General features: G+C 73.5%; 14 protein-coding genes. 4 read left to right on the top strand and 10 right to left on the bottom strand.

Annotated features, from left to right (window positions below):
* Positions 1-246: 246 nt before the first annotated feature.
* Both NR072_RS01985 and NR072_RS01980 read left to right on the top strand, forming a co-directional pair.
* A complete protein-coding gene (locus tag NR072_RS01985; protein ID WP_098094250.1) occupies positions 247-576 on the top strand; it encodes a bifunctional 3-phenylpropionate/cinnamic acid dioxygenase ferredoxin subunit in 330 nt (109 codons plus the stop codon).
* On the top strand, positions 573-1862 hold the full coding sequence (locus tag NR072_RS01980) for an NAD(P)/FAD-dependent oxidoreductase (RefSeq protein WP_256835964.1): 1290 nt from the start codon (positions 573-575) through the stop codon (positions 1860-1862). Before NR072_RS01985 ends, NR072_RS01980 begins: the two co-directional genes overlap by 4 nt.
* Before the next feature lie 27 nt (positions 1863-1889).
* Here the strand turns inward: NR072_RS01980 and NR072_RS01975 are convergent, their stop codons facing one another.
* The 10 genes from NR072_RS01975 to NR072_RS01930 all read right to left on the bottom strand — a co-directional run bounded on the left by NR072_RS01975 (position 1890) and on the right by NR072_RS01930 (position 14461).
* Positions 1890-3386: a YdiU family protein gene (locus NR072_RS01975; protein WP_256835963.1), complete on the bottom strand. Its 1497-nt coding sequence runs from the start codon at positions 3384-3386 to the stop codon at positions 1890-1892.
* A gap of 172 nt (positions 3387-3558) precedes the next feature.
* Positions 3559-4509, bottom strand: a complete 951-nt coding sequence (locus NR072_RS01970; protein WP_256835962.1) for a hypothetical protein — start codon at positions 4507-4509, stop codon at positions 3559-3561.
* A 209-nt stretch (positions 4510-4718) separates the two neighbouring features.
* Positions 4719-5579 carry an HpcH/HpaI aldolase/citrate lyase family protein gene (locus tag NR072_RS01965; RefSeq protein WP_306230454.1) on the bottom strand — a complete coding sequence of 287 codons (861 nt, stop codon included), beginning with the start codon at positions 5577-5579 and terminating at the stop codon, positions 4719-4721.
* Between the two features lie 142 nt (positions 5580-5721).
* Entirely contained in the window at positions 5722-6507 is a 786-nt protein-coding gene (locus NR072_RS01960) for a fumarylacetoacetate hydrolase family protein (RefSeq protein ID WP_256835961.1), read from the bottom strand.
* A 394-nt stretch (positions 6508-6901) separates the two neighbouring features.
* Positions 6902-8068, bottom strand: coding sequence for a 3,4-dihydroxyphenylacetate 2,3-dioxygenase (gene hpaD, locus NR072_RS01955; RefSeq protein ID WP_063188618.1), 1167 nt, complete (start codon positions 8066-8068; stop codon positions 6902-6904).
* A 262-nt stretch (positions 8069-8330) separates the two neighbouring features.
* The gene (gene hpaE, locus NR072_RS01950; protein ID WP_256835960.1) at positions 8331-9875 is read right to left on the bottom strand and encodes a 5-carboxymethyl-2-hydroxymuconate semialdehyde dehydrogenase; all 1545 of its coding nucleotides are present in this window, start codon (positions 9873-9875) and stop codon (positions 8331-8333) included.
* Between the two features lie 80 nt (positions 9876-9955).
* Positions 9956-10657, bottom strand: coding sequence for a GntR family transcriptional regulator (locus NR072_RS01945; protein WP_036383628.1), 702 nt, complete (start codon positions 10655-10657; stop codon positions 9956-9958).
* Between the two features lie 2 nt (positions 10658-10659).
* On the bottom strand, positions 10660-12258 hold the full coding sequence (locus NR072_RS01940) for a fumarylacetoacetate hydrolase family protein (RefSeq protein ID WP_135039688.1): 1599 nt from the start codon (positions 12256-12258) through the stop codon (positions 10660-10662).
* Between the two features lie 94 nt (positions 12259-12352).
* Entirely contained in the window at positions 12353-13567 is a 1215-nt protein-coding gene (locus NR072_RS01935; RefSeq protein WP_134377408.1) for a PLP-dependent aminotransferase family protein, read from the bottom strand.
* Positions 13568-13639: 72 nt separating this feature from the next.
* Positions 13640-14461: a GerMN domain-containing protein gene (locus tag NR072_RS01930; RefSeq protein ID WP_135039687.1), complete on the bottom strand. Its 822-nt coding sequence runs from the start codon at positions 14459-14461 to the stop codon at positions 13640-13642.
* Positions 14462-14619: 158 nt separating this feature from the next.
* On the opposite strand from NR072_RS01930, the gene NR072_RS01925 reads away from it, so the two are divergent.
* Both NR072_RS01925 and NR072_RS01920 read left to right on the top strand, forming a co-directional pair.
* Complete coding sequence (locus NR072_RS01925) at positions 14620-15465, top strand: CoA ester lyase (RefSeq protein ID WP_063188606.1); 846 nt, start codon at positions 14620-14622, stop codon at positions 15463-15465.
* Between the two features lie 51 nt (positions 15466-15516).
* Entirely contained in the window at positions 15517-16002 is a 486-nt protein-coding gene (locus NR072_RS01920; RefSeq protein ID WP_041102620.1) for a DedA family protein, read from the top strand.
* Positions 16003-16117 lie beyond the last annotated feature (115 nt).

The raw sequence follows: 16117 nt of genomic DNA, 5'->3' as shown, positions 1-16117 counted from the left end.
GGTGCGGGCGGGATGAGGGCCGGAGAGCCGTCGTGATCGTAGCGTGATCGACCATTCCTGGGAACCGTTTCCTAAGGCCTGTCGGGTGATTTCATGCCCCGGTGATGTCCGGTTCATCCATTCACAGGTGGGCGCGGTGTGGTACCGGGGCGGGGCACAGCGGAGGGGTGCCGGGTCCGCGCCGGGGGATACGGTGACGGGAGACCACCACGGGCCGCCCGGCCCGGGAACCAGAGGAGGCAGACCATGGCGGAGTCGATCCACATCGGCGCGGCGGCGGACGTCCCGGAGGGCGAGGCGATCGTCGTCCCGGCGGCGACGGCGGGGACGAGGGACGACGTCGCGGTGTTCCACACGGACGCGGGCGAGTTCCACGCGATCGACGACACGTGCACCCACGAGGACGCCTCGCTGGCCGAGGGCTGGCTCGAGGACGACCGCGTGGAGTGCCCCCTGCACGCCGCGCAGTTCTGCCTGCGCACCGGCGAGGCGCTCTGCCTGCCCGCTACCAAGGGCGTCGGCGTGCACCGCGTCGAGGAGCGCGAGGGCCAGCTCTACCTCGTCCCCGGCGCATGAGCCACGACGTCGACGCCCCGGCGGGCGTGCCCGGCTCGGTCGTGGTGGTGGGCGGCGGCGTCGCGGGCTTCGCCGTGGTCCGCGAGCTGCGGCGCCGCGGTTTCGCGGGCGGGATCGCCCTCGTGGACCCGCAGGGCGTGCCCTATGACCGGCCGCCCCTGAGCAAGGAGTTCCTGACCGGCGACACGGACGCGCACCGCCTGCTGCTCGCCCCGCTGGCGTGGTTCGCCGAGCACGGGGTGGAGCTGGTGGAGGACCTGGCGGTCCGGGTGGTGCCGGGCGGTGTCCACCCCGACGGCGGCCCCGCGCCCCACCGGGTGGAGACGGCCTCCGGGCGGGTCCTGGACGCGGACGCGGTCGTGCTCGCCACGGGCGGGCGACCCCGGGCCCTCGACGTCGCCGGTGCCGACCACCCGGACCTGATCACCCTGCGCACCCGCGCCGACGCCGAGACCCTGCGCGACCGCCTGACGTTCGGGACCGAGGTGGCGGTCGTGGGCGGCGGCTTCACGGGGGCGGAGGTCGCGGCCGCGGCGCGCCGCTCGCTCGCCGCGGTGACGCTCGTGACCGGGACGGACGCCCCGGCTCGCGCGGCGGTCGGGCCGGCGCTGGCCGCCCGCCTGCACCGGATGCACGCCGAGCACGGGGTCGCGGTCGAGGTCGGCCGGGCGGCCTGGATCGAGCACCGGGACGCCGACGGTGGCGCCGCGCTGCCGGCCGCCCACCGGCTCCACCTCCACGACGGGCGGACCGTGGACGCCGACGTCGTGGTGCTGGCCGGAGGCACCGTGCCGGACACCGCCCTCGCCGAGGACGCCGGTCTGGACGTGGCCGACGGCGTGCTCACGGACGCGATGGGCCGCACTGCCGTGCCTGGGATCCTGGCCGTGGGCGACGCCGCGCGCGCCCGGGAGTCCGCGTGGGCGCCGTCGCGGCACTGGGAGCCGGCCCTGCGTTCCGGCGCGGCCGCCGCGGCGGCGCTCCTGGGGGAGCAGGCGGACGCCCCAGGCGCCCCGTGGTTCTGGTCCGACCGGTACGACGCCCACGTGGAGGCCGTGGGGGACATGACAGTGCCGGCCGGCGGGCGGATCGTGGACCGGGAAGTGCGCGGGACGGTGGTGGCGAGCTTCGCCCTGGCCGCGGACGGGACCCTGCGCGGGGCCGCGTCGATCGACGACCCCATGACCGTCAAGGCCGGCCGGCGCATCATCGACCGGGGGATCGTGGTGGACCCCGCCGCGCTCGCGGACCCGGCCGTGCCGGTCAAGTCGCTGGCGCGGGGGTGAAGGCGTCCGTTTCGTCAACGAAAGCGGTCAGGTGCCGCAGTAGGTGACGAACGGGGCCCCGTCCGCCGGACCCGGCTCCGCGTACCGCTCGAACCCGGGGCCCGGGGTGAAGGGATCCGTGACGGCCTCGAGCAGCCGGTGGACCGGGGCGAGGTCCCCGCCCTCCGCGGCCGTCAGGGCCTCGTCGAGCAGGTGGTTCCGTGGGATGTAGACGGGGTTCACCGCGCGCATCCGGGCCGGATCGGGACCCATCGCCCGCCAGTCCGCGAGCCAGGCGGCGAGCCCCGCGGGGTCCGGGGCGCCGGGGACGAGTCGTGCCGCCTCGGTGCGGGCCGCGTCGTCGTCCACGGGCGGCGCCGTGTGCTCGGCCAGCCGCACCCAGAACGAGGTCCAGTCGGTCCGCGCCGCGGCCAGCCACGGGAACAGGCGGTCGGTGAGCGCGGCGACGTCGTCCTCCGCCACCGACGCCGGGAGGCCGAGCTTGTCCCGCAGCCCGCCCCGCCACGCCGCGAGATGGGCGCCGTGGAACCGGCCCAGCGCCTCCTGGGCGAGCGTGACGGCGCGGTCGGGGTCGTCGTCGAGCACGGGCACGAGGGCCTCGCCGAGCCGGGCGAGGTTCCACGCGGCGATGGGCCCCTGGTTGCCGTACGCGTACCGGCCCTGGGTGTCGATCGAGGAGAAGCTCGCGGCCGGGTCGAAGGCGTCGATGAACGCGCAGGGGCCGTAGTCGATGGTCTCGCCGGACAGGGTCATGTTGTCCGTGTTCATCACACCGTGCACGAAGCCGACGAGCATCCAGCGGGAGACGAGCTCGGCCTGCGCGGCGATCACCGCCTCGTAGAGCGCGAGCGCGGGGTGCTCGGCGTCGGCGGCGTGCGGGTGGTGGCGGGCGATGGCCTCGTCGACGATCCGGCGCAGCACGTCCGTGGGGTGCGCCTGCTCGGGGAGGGCCGCGGCGTACTGGGCCGTGCCGACGCGCAGGTGCGACGCGGCCGTCCGGGCCAGCACCGCGCCCGGCAGCACGGTTTCGCGGCGGACCGGGTGGCCCGTGGCGACGACGGCCAGCGCCCGCGTGGTCGGCACGCCGAGGGCGTGCATCGCCTCGGAGACCACGTACTCGCGGAGCATGGGGCCGAGCACGGCCTGCCCGTCGGCGTTGCCGCGCGCGAAGGGCGTGCGACCGGAGCCCTTGAGATGCAGGTCGTGGAGCCGACCGTCCGGGGCCGTGAGCTCGCCGAGGAGGAGGGCGCGCCCGTCGCCCAGGCGAGGGGAGTAGTGGCCGAACTGGTGGCCCGCGTACGCCTGTGCGACCGGCCGCGCGTCCGGGCCGGGCTGCTCGCCGGTGAGGAAGCGGACGCCGTCGTCGGTGGCGAGCCACTCGGCGTCGAGGCCGAGCTCCGCCGCGAGGCCGGCGTTGAGCAGGACGAGTTGCGGGCCGTCCGTGGCCTGGGCCTGCCAGGGCAGGGCGAGCTCGGGGAAGGTGTCGGCGAAATGCGAGCTCAGGGTGGGGGCGGACGTGGTCATGGGGCCACGCTACGTGGGGGAGGACCGGTGTTCACGGGCCGACTCCCACCGGGCCCGTCCTTTCGAGGCGGGAAATCGACCCCATGGGCGTGGACCAGAGTGCTATGACCTGGATTTCCCGCCTCGAAACGAGGGGCCGTGGCGGGCCGCGGGGGCCGTGGATCTCACCGGGTCACCCACCGAACTCGGCCGCCCGGCGCCGCACGCGCACGACGACGTCCGCGTAGTCGTCCCGGGCGTCGGCCCACATGACCTTGATCGACAGCCAGTCGTGGTCGGCGCACCAGCGGTCGCGCCGCACGTCCCGGGCCTGCTGCTCGGCGGTGCGGTGGTGCTCGCCCTCGTATTGCAACGCGAGGCGCCACGGCCGATACCCGAGGTCGACCGTCGGAGCGTGGCGGTCTGACGGGTCCAGCCGGCACTGCACCTCGGGCTCCGGCAGCCCGGCGTCGACGAGCGCCAGCCGCAGACGCGTCTCGCGCGGCGAATCCGCCCCCACGCGCATCCTCGCCAGCGCTGCCCGGGCCAGTCCGCGCCCCCGGAAGCGTCCCCGTTCGGCCAGCGATCGGACGAGCTCCTCCGGGGTGTAGGCGGGATCCCCGCGTCCGCCGCCGGGCAGCCACGGCGGGCAGAGCAGGGCGTCACCGGCGACGACGACGTCCCGCTCCGTGAGCGCCGCCCGTGCCGCGCACAGGTCCCACAGGGTGCGGGCCGGCGTCGTCACAAGCACGCCGCCCCGCGTCATCCGCTGTCCCTCCGGCACCTCGATGCGGTGGGGCACCAGACCCGCCTGGACCGGCCGGCCGCCCGAGGTGCCGACGCTGACGTGCACCGCACCGGGGGCCAACAGCCGTGCGGGCACGGTCAGGCCGTGCAGGCGCGCGGCGGTCTCATGGCTGACGACGACGTCGGGATGGCGCCGCTGATACGCGCGGATCTCATCCATCGTCCACTCACGGACGGAGACCGCCGCAGGGCCGGCCGGCCCGTAGATGCCGTGGCGCAGCCGCCGCAGGTCTGAGGACTGCAGTCGGGACCACGTCACACCCGCCCGGCGCGCGTCATCGACCGTGAAGGCGGTGGGGTCGATCGACGGCGGAAGCGGGGCGGGGCGACGGGACATGCGGCGAGCGTGCCCCGTCGGTCGGCATCCCGAGACGGACGAGCGGGGGCCTGGGGATGCACGAGGGGGCCCGACGCGGTTGTGCAGGAGGCGGTGATGTCCCCCGGGGCGCCAGCCGCGAGCCATTCGAGGCGGGAAATCCACGTCATGGGCCAGGACCGGGCGTCCATGGGGTGGATTTCGCGCCCCGAAGTGAGGGGATGACCAGGTCAGTACGACGCGCGGGGCGCGCCCTCCCTGTCGGCCGCGGCGTCGCGCGGGGCCGGGCACCAGCGGTCGGCGAGGGCCTCGGCGGCCCGGGCCAGCAGGGCGACGTCGGCGCCCACGTTGACGTAGTCCGCGCCGGCGGCGGCGTAGGCGTCGGCCTGCGCGGGCACGAACGCATTGACGCCCACGAACTTCCCGGCGGCCTTGACCTTCGTGATGACCTCCTCGACCGCGGCCACTACGTCCGGGTGCGACTGCTGGCCGAGCAGGCCCAGGGACGCGGAGAGGTCCGAGGGGCCGATGAAGACGCCGTCGATCCCGTCCACTGCCGCGATCTCCTCGGCGTTGCGCACGCCCGCGGCCGTCTCGATCTGCACGATCACGGAGACGTGGTCCGCCGCGCCGGGCAGGTAGCCGGGGATCCGGTTCCAGCGGCCCGAGCGTGCCAGGGCGGAGCCCACGCCGCGCACCCCGCCCTCGGCGGAGCCGTCCGGGTAGCGGGCGGCGGCCACGGCGCTGCGGGCCATCGCGGCGTCGTCGACCATGGGCACCAGCAGCGTCTGGGCGCCCAGGTCCAGGAACTGCTTGATGGCCACGGTGTCCAGCGCCGGCACACGCACCAGGGTGGGCACGCGGTAGCCGGCGATCGTGCGCAGCTGGGTGAGGACGTCCTGCAGGGTCAGCGGGGCATGCTCGGCGTCGATGAGCAGGTAGTCGAGGCCCGCGCCGGCGCAGATCTCCGCCGTCGTCGGGTCCCCGGAGGAGAGGAACATGCCGGCGGCGGGGCGGCCCCCACGGGCGGCGACGGCCTCGGGCGTGAAGAGGTCGCGGAACAGCGGCTGCGGGTTGTGGCGGACGGGCATGGGACGTTCCTCCGGGGTTCTCCGCGCCCTCCACCCGACGCGGGTTGAGTTGTCGCGGGTGGAGCGGGGTCGTACTGGTGATAGGTCAACCCGCGTTGCGGGCGGGCGGGCGCGGGCGGGCGGGGCGACGACGACGGGCGGGTCAGGCGAAGCGGCAGGTGATGGTGCCGAGCGGGCCGTAGTCGGCGTAGACGGTGTCGCCCTCGTACACCCACATCGGGCGGGTGAAGGAGCCGGCGAGCACGATCTCACCGGCTTCGAGCGCGTCCCCGTGCTCGGCGATGCGGTTGGCCAGCCAGTGCACGCCGTTGGCCGGGTGGTTCAGCACGCCCGCGGCCACGCCGGTCTCGATGATCTCCTCGTTGCGGGAGAGGATGCCGGAGACCCACCGCAGGTCGACGTCGTGCACGCCCACGGGGCGGCCGCCGATCACCAGGGAGCCCAGCGCGGCGTTGTCCGAGATGGTGTCCGTGATGGTGCGGCCGGCCATCTCGATGCGCGAGTCCAGCACCTCCAGCGCGGGCACCACGTACTCGGTGGCGCGCAGCACGTCCATCAGGTTCAGGCCGGGCCCACGCAGCTCGTCCTTGAGCACGAACGCCAGCTCCATCTCGATGCGCGGATGGGTGTACTTCTTCCACTCGTACACGTGGCCGGACTCGAACACCTGGTCGTCGAAGATCACGCCGTAGTCCGGCTCGTCGATCCCGGTCGCGTCCTGCATGGCCTTGGAGGTCAGGCCGATCTTGTGGCCCACCTTGCGGCGGCCCGCCTCGACCTGGCGCTCGGCCCAGATGCGCTGGACGGCGTACGAGTCCTCGACTTCCATCTCCGGGTAGCGCGCGGTCAGCCGCGGCACGGGCACGCGGTCGATGCCCGCGCGGTGCAGCTCGTCGGCGATCTTGACGTGGGTCTCGTGGTCCAGCACAGCGGTCTCCTTCACGACGACGGGCAGGGGCCTGCCCTTGATCGTATACGATTGCGCGGCTCGGCCCCTGGTCCCGTCGCCATCCTGTCACCGCCCCGGATCAGTCCGGGGTGCGCGTCCCGATCCCCAGCCCGGGCTGGCGGCGGTGCACCGTGAGGCAGGCCCGCCCCTCGACGCCCGTCTGCGAGGCGGGACACCCCTGCTCCCCATGCTTCGAGGCGGGAAATCGAGCTCAAACTGGCCCTCCTGGCTCGAATGAGATGGATTTTCCGCCTCGAACGGCGCGGGGCGGGGAGACGCGGAGGGTGGCAGGGAGGGCGGACGCCGACGGCGGGCACCTGCGTTGGGTGCCCGCCGTCGTCGTGGTGTCCCGAAGCGGCGCCCGGCAGTGCCGTCAGAGCTGGTTGCCGAGCTTGTACTCGCCCTGCTTCCACTCCGGCATGGACTCCTCGCCCTGCCCCTCGCGGGTGTAGGAGAAGCCGTCGGCGCCGATGGTCACGGCCATCTCCGAGTCGTCGGTGCGGGAGACCAGCGGCTGCAGGTTGCCGTCGAGGTCCAGTACGCGGGAGGCGTCGGTGTACCAGGACGGCACGACCGGGGTGCCCCACCAGTCGCGACGCTGGTTGTCGTGCACGTCCCAGGTGACCACGGGGTTGTCCGGGTCGCCGGTGTAGTAGTCCTGGGTGTAGACCTCCACGCGGTGGCCGTCCGGGTCGCGCAGGTAGAGGTAGAACGCGTTGGAGACGCCGTGGCGTCCCGGGCCGCGCTCGATGTGGTCGGACATGCGCAGGGCGCCGAGCTTGTCGCAGATCGCCAGGATGTTGTGCTTCTCGTGCGTGGCGAAGCACACGTGGTGCATCCGGGGGCCGTCGCCGCCGGTCATGGCGGTGTCGTGCACGGTGGGCTTGCGGCGCATCCACGCGGCGTAGACGGTGCCGTTCTCGTCCTGGATGTCTTCGGTGATGCGGAAGCCCAGGTCCTGCATGTAGCGGGCGGCGCGCGGCACATCCGGGGTCACCTGATTGAAGTGGTCCAGGCGGACCAGGGCGCCCGGGGTGTAGAGGTCATAGCGCCAGGCCAGGCGCTCCACGTGCTCGACGTCGTGGAAGAACTCGTAGGGGAAGCCCAGCGGGTCCTCGACGCGCACGGAGTCGCCGACGCCCTTGACGAAGCCGTCCCTCCGGCGCTCGACACGGCAGCCCAGCTCCTCGTAGAAGGCGACCGCCTTGTCCAGGTCCTCGGGGGTGCGCACGCGGTAGGAGAACGCGGCCACGGCGGCGGTCTCGCCCTGGCGCAGCACCAGGTTGTGGTGGATGAACTCCTCCATGGAGCGCAGGTAGACGGTCTCCTCGTCCTCCTCGGTGACCACGAGGCCGAGCACGTCCACGTAGAACTCGCGGGAGGCGGCGAGGTCCGTGACCACGAGCTCCATCGAGGCGCAGCGCAGGATGTCCGGCGCCTCGGACGTCGGGGTGGGGAGGGGGTTCTCCGGGTCGATGGGGGCTTCCTTGGTGACGAAGAAGCCGGAGGAGGTCTTCTGGCGGCTCTCGAGGTTGGTCATCGGTGCTCCTTGGTGAGGGGGCGGTGCGCTGTGGCCTGGGACACGGTCACGGGCTCGATCGTATACGATCCGCGCGGCCGACGGGAAGGCGGTCGAGGAACGCGGGTTGAGTTGTCGCGGGACCGGGGCGCCTGCACCCGCGACAACTCAACCCGCGTCGGTGGGCCGGGGGAGAGGCCCGGCCCGGCCCCACCACGACGACGGCGCCCGCACCGTCGCGGGGACGGTGCGGGCGCGGTCGTGGTCGCCGGTCAGGGCGGGGTCAGCCGTCGATCTTCGCCGCGGCCTGCTCCTGCTTGCCGAACACCGGGTTGTGGACCTCGCCGAGGTTGATGTGCACGGCCTGCTGATCGGTGTAGAAGTCGATCGAGCGGTAGCCGCCCTCGTGGCCCAGGCCGGAGGCCTTCACCCCGCCGAACGGGGTGCGCAGGTCCCGCACATTGTTGGAGTTCAGCCACACCATGCCGGCCTCCACGTTCTGCGCGACGTTGTGGGCGCGCTTGAGGTCGTTGGTCCAGATGTAGGCGGCCAGGCCGTACTTGGTGTTGTTGGCCAGCTGCAGGGCCTCCTCCTCCGTGTCGAAGGGGGTGATGGCCACCACCGGGCCGAAGATCTCCTCCTGGAAGATCCGGGCGTCCGGGGCCACGTCCGCGAACACGGTGGGCTGCACGAAGTTGCCCTCGGGGAAGCCCTCCGGGCGGCCGCCGCCGGCCACCAGGCGGGCCTCGGTCTTGCCGATCTCCACGTAGGACATGACCTTCTCGAAGTGCTCCGGGTGCACGATGGCGCCGACCTCGGTGGTCTCGTCGTCCGGCAGGCCGACCTTCACGCGGGAGGCCTGGGCGGCGTAGCGCTCCACGAACTCGTCGTAGACGGAGCGCTGGACCAGGATGCGGGAGCCGGCGGTGCAGCGCTCGCCGTTCAGGGAGAACACGCCGAAGATGGTCGCGTCGATCGCCGCGTCCAGGTCCGCGTCCTCGAACACCACGGCCGGGGACTTGCCGCCGAGCTCCATGGACAGGCCCTTCAGGTGCGGGGCGGCGTTGGCGAAGATGATCTGGCCGGTGCGGGACTCGCCGGTGAAGGAGATCAGCGGCACGTCCGGGTGCTTCACGAGCGGGTCGCCCGCGTAGCCCTCCTCGCCGAAGCCGTGCACCATGTTGAACACGCCCTGGGGCAGGCCGGCCTCCTCGAAGATCCCGCCCCACAGGGAGGCCGAGAGCGGGGTGAACTCCGCCGGCTTCAGGACCACCGAGTTGCCGGTGGCGATGGCCGGGGCCAGCTTCCAGGACTCCAGCATGAACGGGGTGTTCCACGGGGTGATCAGGCCGGCGACGCCGATCGGCTTGCGGTTCACGTAGTTGATCTGGCGACCCGGCACCTTGAAGGTGTCGTCGTGCTGGGCCACGATCAGGTCCGCGAAGAAGCGGAAGTTCTCGGCGGCGCGGGCGGCCTGGCCCCTCGCCTGCTTGATCGGCAGGCCGGTGTCGAAGCACTCCATCTCGGCCAGCTGGTCGCCGCGGGTCTCCATGATGTCGGCGATCCGGTGCAGCACACGGGAACGCTGGCGCGGCAGGGCCTGGGACCATTCGCCGGACTCGAAGGCCCGCTTCGCGGCGGCGACGGCGCGGTCGATGTCCGCGGCCTTGCCGGAGGCGGCCGTCAGGTACGGCTCGTTGGTCACCGGGTCGAGCACCTCGAAGGTGTCGCCGTCGATCGAGTCGACGAACTCGCCGTCGATGTAGTGGCGCAGGACGTCGGGCAGGCCCTCGGGCGTGCGGGCCTCGATGCTGGTCTTCTCCGTCATGGTGTCTCTTTCGCTGAGTGCTTCGGGGGCGGATGGTCGGGGTCTGGCGCCGACGACGTCGGCGCCGGTCCGGCCGGCGGTCACGCGGACGGCTCGGCGCTGTGCTCCAGGTAGGCGCGCAGGGTGTTCAGGCGGTGGGCGCGGGCGGCGGCCTCGATCTCCTCGAAGCGCGCCCCGTCCTCGATCAGGCGCAGCAGGTGCTCGTGCTCGTCCACGGAGGCCACCGCCCGGCCGGGCACGTACGCGAACGTGGAGGAGCGCAGCGCGGCCAGGCGGTTCCAGCCGCGGTGCACCAGGTCGTGCACGTGCTCGTTCTGGTGATGCTCGAACAGGATCGAGTGGAAGCGGCGGTTGAGCTCGGTGAACGTCACCGGGTCCCAGGCCGTCTCCGACTCCGTCATCGCGCGCATGGTCGCGTTCACCTCGCGGGCCGCCGCGAGGTCCTCGGCGGTCACGTGCGGGGCGCACTGGGCGGTGGAGAACCCCTCCACCAGCGCCAGCGTCTCCATGGTGTGGCGGTACTCGACCGGGTCGATGCCCACCACGGTGGCGCCCACGTTGCGCTCGTAGGCCACCAGCTTCTCGGACTGCAGGCGGCGGATCGCCTCCCGCACGGGCACCACGGACATGCCCAGCTCCGCGGCGATCTGGGACAGCACCAGCCGGTCGCCCGGCTCGTGGCGCTGGTCCCGGATCCCCTCGAGGATCGCCTGGTAGGCGCGGTCCGCCTTGGAGACGGGGGCGCCTGCGAGGCCGACCGTTCCGATGTCCGTGCGGCGCATGCTCAGGCGTCGCCCTCCGGGGCCGGGGCGTCCGGCAGGGTCTTGCGGTACTCGGCGAACTTGGCCTTCCACTCGGCGTTCGGGGGGAACATCCCGTCCACCGGGTAGCCGGCCTTGACCTGCTCGTACGCCCAGGCGTCCTGGAGCTCCTGCTCGTAGGCGTCGTCCACAACCTCCTGGAGCAGGGACGGCGGGATGACCACCACACCGTCGTCGTCGCCGACGATGATGTCGCCGGGCTGCACGGTGGTGCCGCCGCAGGCGATGGTGCCGCCGACCTCCCACGGGATGTGACGGCGGCCCAGCACCGCCGGGTGCGTGGCGCCGGCGTACACCTGGAGGCCGACCTCGGCGACGGCGGCGGAGTCGCGGATGCCGCCGTCCGTGATCACGGCGTTCGCGCCGTTCACCTGGGCGCGCAGGGCCAGGACGTCCCCGAGGGTGCCGGTGCCGTGCTCGCCACGGGCCTCCATGACCACCACGTCGTCCGGCTGCACCGAGTCGATCGCCCGCTTCTGGGCGTTGAAGCCGCCGCCGAACTCCTTGGCCAGGTCCTCGCGCTTGGGGATGTAGCGCAGGGTCTTGGCGTAGCCGAGGACGCGCCGACCCCGGTGGATCGGGCGCGGGCCGTCGATGGTCGCGTTCTGGACGCCGCGCTTCTGCAGCTGGGCGGTGAGGGTGGCCACCGCGATGGCGTCGATCTTGGCGCGCAGCTCGGGGGTCAGCAGGGAGCGGTCCGGCTGCGGGGCGCTCGCGACCCAGTGGCCGTTCTCGTCCACCGCGGACGACGACGGCGCCGCGGCCTGCGGGGCCAGACCGGCGGCCTCGCGGGAGCCCCAGGCCTCCTCGCGCTGCACGTCGTCCACCTGCGGCTGCGCGCCGAACGGGGCCAGGGAGTGCTCCGAGTCGACGACCGTCGTCACCAAGCGGCCGGTGGTCGGTGCGCCGGGGGCGCTGGGGGCGTCCACCTCCACCTCGACGACGTCGCCCGGCTGGGCCACGGAGGAGCCGGCGGGGGTGCCGGTGAGGATGACGTCGCCCTCCTCGAGCGTCATGAGCTGCGAGAGGTCGGCCACGAGCTGGCCGAACGGGAAGACGAGGCCCTCGGTGGTGTCGTCCTGGACGATCTCGCCGTTGACCCAGGTGCGCACGCGCAGGGCGGCCGGGTCCAGGCCCGCGGCGGAGATCACCGCGGGGCCGAGCGGGGTGTAGCCGTCGCCGGACTTGTTCTTGACGTTGGAGCCCTTGTCCGCGTGGCGGAGGTCGTAGAGGCCCCAGTCGTTGGCGGCGGTGATGCCGGAGACGTGCGACCAGCCCTCCTCCGGGCTGACGCGCCGGGCGGTGCGGCCGATGATCAGCGCGATCTCGCCCTCGTAGGCGAGCAGCTCGGTGCCGGCGGGGCGCTCGATGGTGTCGCCGGTGCGGGCGAGGGAGGTGCCGGCCTTGAGGAAGTAGCCGGGGGCCTGCGGGGACCGGCCGCGCTGGGCGATGCGGGAGGGGTAGTTCAGGTGGACGGCGAGCACCTTGCCCGGCCGGTTCTCCCGGACGGTGAAGTCGTGCTCGGTGACGGTGGGCGTGGGATCCGGTGTGCTCTGCGTCATGGTCGAGATCGTATACGATCTCGCGGGCCCGGGGAAGAGGTCGCACGTCCGGCAGACGCGCCGGGCCGACGTCGTCGTGGGCGCCCGCCGCGGCTCAGCGGGCCCGGTCGATCGACTCGTTCACCGCCGGGGCCAGGCGTCGCACGCCCTCCACGAGCTTCTCGGCCGCCACGAACGAGTACGCCAGGCGCAGGGTGGAGTGCGTGCCCTCGACGGGGGTGAAGGCCGCCCCCGGCACGAACACCGCGCCCGCCTCGATGCCGCGGTGCATCACCTCGAGGGTGTCCACCCCGGCCGGCAGGGTGGCCCACAGGAAGAAGCCGCCCTGCGGGGTGATGAACTCGACCGCCGGGTCCCAGTGCTCACGCACCGCGTCCACGAGCGCCGCGGCCCGCTCGCGGTACAGCCCGGTCACGTGGCGGACGTGGCCCTGCCAGTCCAGCTGCGTGACGAAGGCGGTGGAGAGCATCTGCGAGTACGTGGACGCGTGGATGTAGGCGGACTCCGCGCACAGGTAGAACTCGCGCTTGAGCGCGGCCGGCACGAGCGCCCAGCCGATGCGCACGCCCGGGGAGAAGATCTTGGACATCGTGCCGAGGTGGACCACGTTGTCCCGGTGGTCGGCGGCGATCGGGGCGACGGGCTCGCCGTCGAACGCGATCTGCCCGTACGGGTTGTCCTCCACGATGAGCACGCCGTGCTTCTCGCAGATCGCGCCCACCTCGGCGCGGCGGCCCGGGGGCAGCAGGGCGCCCGAGGGGTTCGCGAACGAGGGGATCGTGTAGAGGAAGGCCACGCGGCGGCCCTCGGCGGCCAGGCGGGTCAGGGTCTCGTCGAGGGCCGCGGGCACCAGGCCGTGGTCGTCGGTGCCCGTGGCCACGGCCTCGAGCTGCCAGGTGGTGAAGGTGGTCAACGCGCCCACGAACGTGGGGTCCTCCACCACGACGACGTCGCCCGGGTTCGCGAACGCCCGGCAGGCGGTGTCGATCGCGGCCTGCGAGCCGGGGGTGATGACCACGAGGTCGGGATCCGCGTCCGGGATGCCGTCGGCGGCCATCACGGCGGTCGCGGCGGCACGCATCTCCTCGGTGCCCTGGCCCGGGCCGTACTGCAGGGACTCCGTGCCGAACCGGGTCATCAGGTCGGAGGCGATCCGGCCCAGCTCGTCGAGGGGCAGGTCCGCGAGCCACGGGTTCCCGCCCGCGAGCGAGACGAGGTTCGGGTCCATCGCGATGTCGAAGACGTCGCGGACCGCGGACTGCTTCACGCCGACGGCGCGCTGGGACAGGTGATCTCGGAGGTTCCGCACACTCGGCACCCTATAGCACGGCGCGGCCGGGCCCGAAGGTCCGATGACGGGCGACGACGGCGGGTCGCCCGGTCAGGGGGCGCTCGGCTCCTGGGCGGGGGACCACGTGCCCTGGGTCGGCTCGGCGGGACCCCACGACGACTCCTCGGCCGGCGCCCAGGTGTCGTCCGAGGGCTCGGCCGGCGCCCAGGTCGAGGGCTCGGCCGGAGCCCACGTGTCCTCGGACGACTCGTCCTCCGGCGCCCACGTCTGCTCGCCGGATCCGTCGCTCGGCTCCCCACTCGGCGTGGGCTCCCCCTGCGGGACGTCCACGGACTCGCCGAGGCGGAGCGGCTCGAGCCCCAACACGTCGTCGAGGTCCCGGCCGTCCACCTCGAGCCGGACCTGTCCCGCTGACGTGAAGGCGGCGGCGGTCGCCTGCAGCTGGGCGCGGATCCGCTCGGCCGTGCAGTCGTCCTCCGGCGTCACGGTGCCGGTGAAGGTGAAGATCTCCACGTCGCCCTCGCGGCGGTGCCCGGTCGGGGTGAGGGTCTCGCGCGCGTCGAACACGGCGTTCCACAGCGACGGGTCGCCGTGCCAGCCCTGCTCGTCCGCGAACAGGAAGTCCAGGGCGGCGTCCGCCTCGTCCTCGGTGTCCGTCGGCACGGTCTGCACGGGCACCAGCAGGTCGCCGCAGCCGAAGGGCCGGCCGCTCGTCCCCGGGACCGCCTCCGCCTCCGCGACGGCGAGGTAGACCGTCAGCGGCTGATACCCCTCCGTCGCGGGCAGGGGCACGCCGTCGTCGGACGCCGAGTCCTCGGCCAGGCCGGGGTCGACCGCGCAGCCGGCCAGCAGGCACGCGGCGGCCACGGCACCCGTGAGCCGCAGGGCGCGGGGAGGGGAGGTCGGGCGCATCGGGTACTCCTGGCGGTCGGGGCTCGGCGGCGTCGGACGGGCCGACGGCCTCTCCATGCTACGGCCGTCCGCCTCGCCCGCCGCGAGCGGATGTGAGGCCTCCCACGGGTGGGAAGGGGCCCGCGGGCGGACGGCCGTGGCGGGCTAGGCTGGAGGCCATGCCCGTGAGGAACCGTCGCGCCGCCGCCCTGCCCGCCAAGCTCAGCCGCTCCTGGCTGCTGGTCAACGCGGCCACCCCCGACGCGTTCGCCCCCGCCCTGGCCTCCGAGGCCGACTCCGTCATCTTCGACCTCGAGGCCGCCGTGCCGGAGGAGCAGAAGGACGCGGCCCGCCGGCACGTCGTGGACGCCCTCTCCGGCGGCATGACGGCGTGGGTGCGCATCTCCGCGACCTCCACGGACCACTGGCAGCGGGACCTCGAGGCGCTCGCGGGCCTCGACGGCGTGCGCGGCGTCGTGCTGGCCGAGACCGAGGAGCCGGAGCAGGTCACGTTCACCGCCATGCGGCTGCGCGCCGGCACCCCGGTGATCGCCCTGCTGGAGTCCGCCCTGGGCATCGAGAACGCCACGGCCGTGGCCAAGGCGCCGGGCACGTTCCGTCTCGCCTTCGGCGTGAACGACTTCCGCAAGGACGTCGGCGTCGGCGAGGACCCGCTGGCCATGGCCTACGCTCGCTCCCGCATGGTGATCGCCTCCCGCGTGGGCGGTCTGCCCGGGGCGATCGACGGACCGCCCGGCAACACGGACGGTGAGGACGCGGTCATCGAGTCCAGCGCCGTCACCGCCTCGATGGGCATGACCGGCCGCCTCGTCCTGAACCGGGATCAGGTGGACTGGGTCAACCGGGCGATGTCCCCGTCCGAGGACGAGCTCGCGTGGGCCCGCGACCTGCTCGAGAAGCATGCTCAGGGCGCCGCCGTCGGCGACGGTTCGTACCTGCCCCGCGTGCTGCGCGCCCAGAAGATCGCGGACCTCGCGGACTCGTACGGGCTCTGGAACGCGTGAGCACGGCCGGGGCGCGCGCATGAGTCCCCGCACCGACGGGTGGCTCCGCCCATGATGGCGTGGATCGACGGGCTGCCGCTGCTGTGGTCCATCGGGTTCTTCTGGATGCTGGCGATCCTGCGCACCCTGATCGTGTTCTCGCTCGGGCGGGGGCTGGCCTCCGGCGTCGAGCGGACCCGCTGGTTCGCCCGCGTGATGGAGGGGCCCGTCTATGTCCGCGCCCAGCGCTTCATCCAGCGCCACGGGGTGTGGGCCATCCCGTTCTGCTACCTCACGGTGGGCATCCAGACGGCGGTGATCGGCTCCGCCGGCGTCGCCCGCATGCCCTGGCGCCGGTTCCTGCCGGCGGCCGCGCTCGGCACGTTCCTGTGGGGCGTGGTGTACGGGACCGTCGGGATGGCCGTGGTGTGGGCCGTCATCGGCGCGGCGCTCGGAGAGGGCCGGGGTGTCCTCGCCCTCGTGCTGATCCTCGCGGCCGTGGCTGCGTTCGTCGTGTGGCGCCGACGCCGCACGCTGCGCCGGCACGGGGCCGGGTGACGTCGTCGTCCGTGACGCGGGCCGGGCTGCGCCGCCGGGGGACTAGAGTTGACCGCGTCTTCGCCCTGGCCAGCCGCCCCGCGGCCGGGGCCGCCACCCCTTCGGAAGGACCACC

The organism is Micrococcus sp. Mcc89 (genome assembly GCF_024519795.1).
In the GTDB taxonomy this organism is placed as follows: domain Bacteria; phylum Actinomycetota; class Actinomycetes; order Actinomycetales; family Micrococcaceae; genus Micrococcus; species Micrococcus luteus.
The sequence above is the reverse complement of the archived record's forward strand: the minus strand, read 5'-3'. Positions and strand labels throughout refer to the sequence as shown.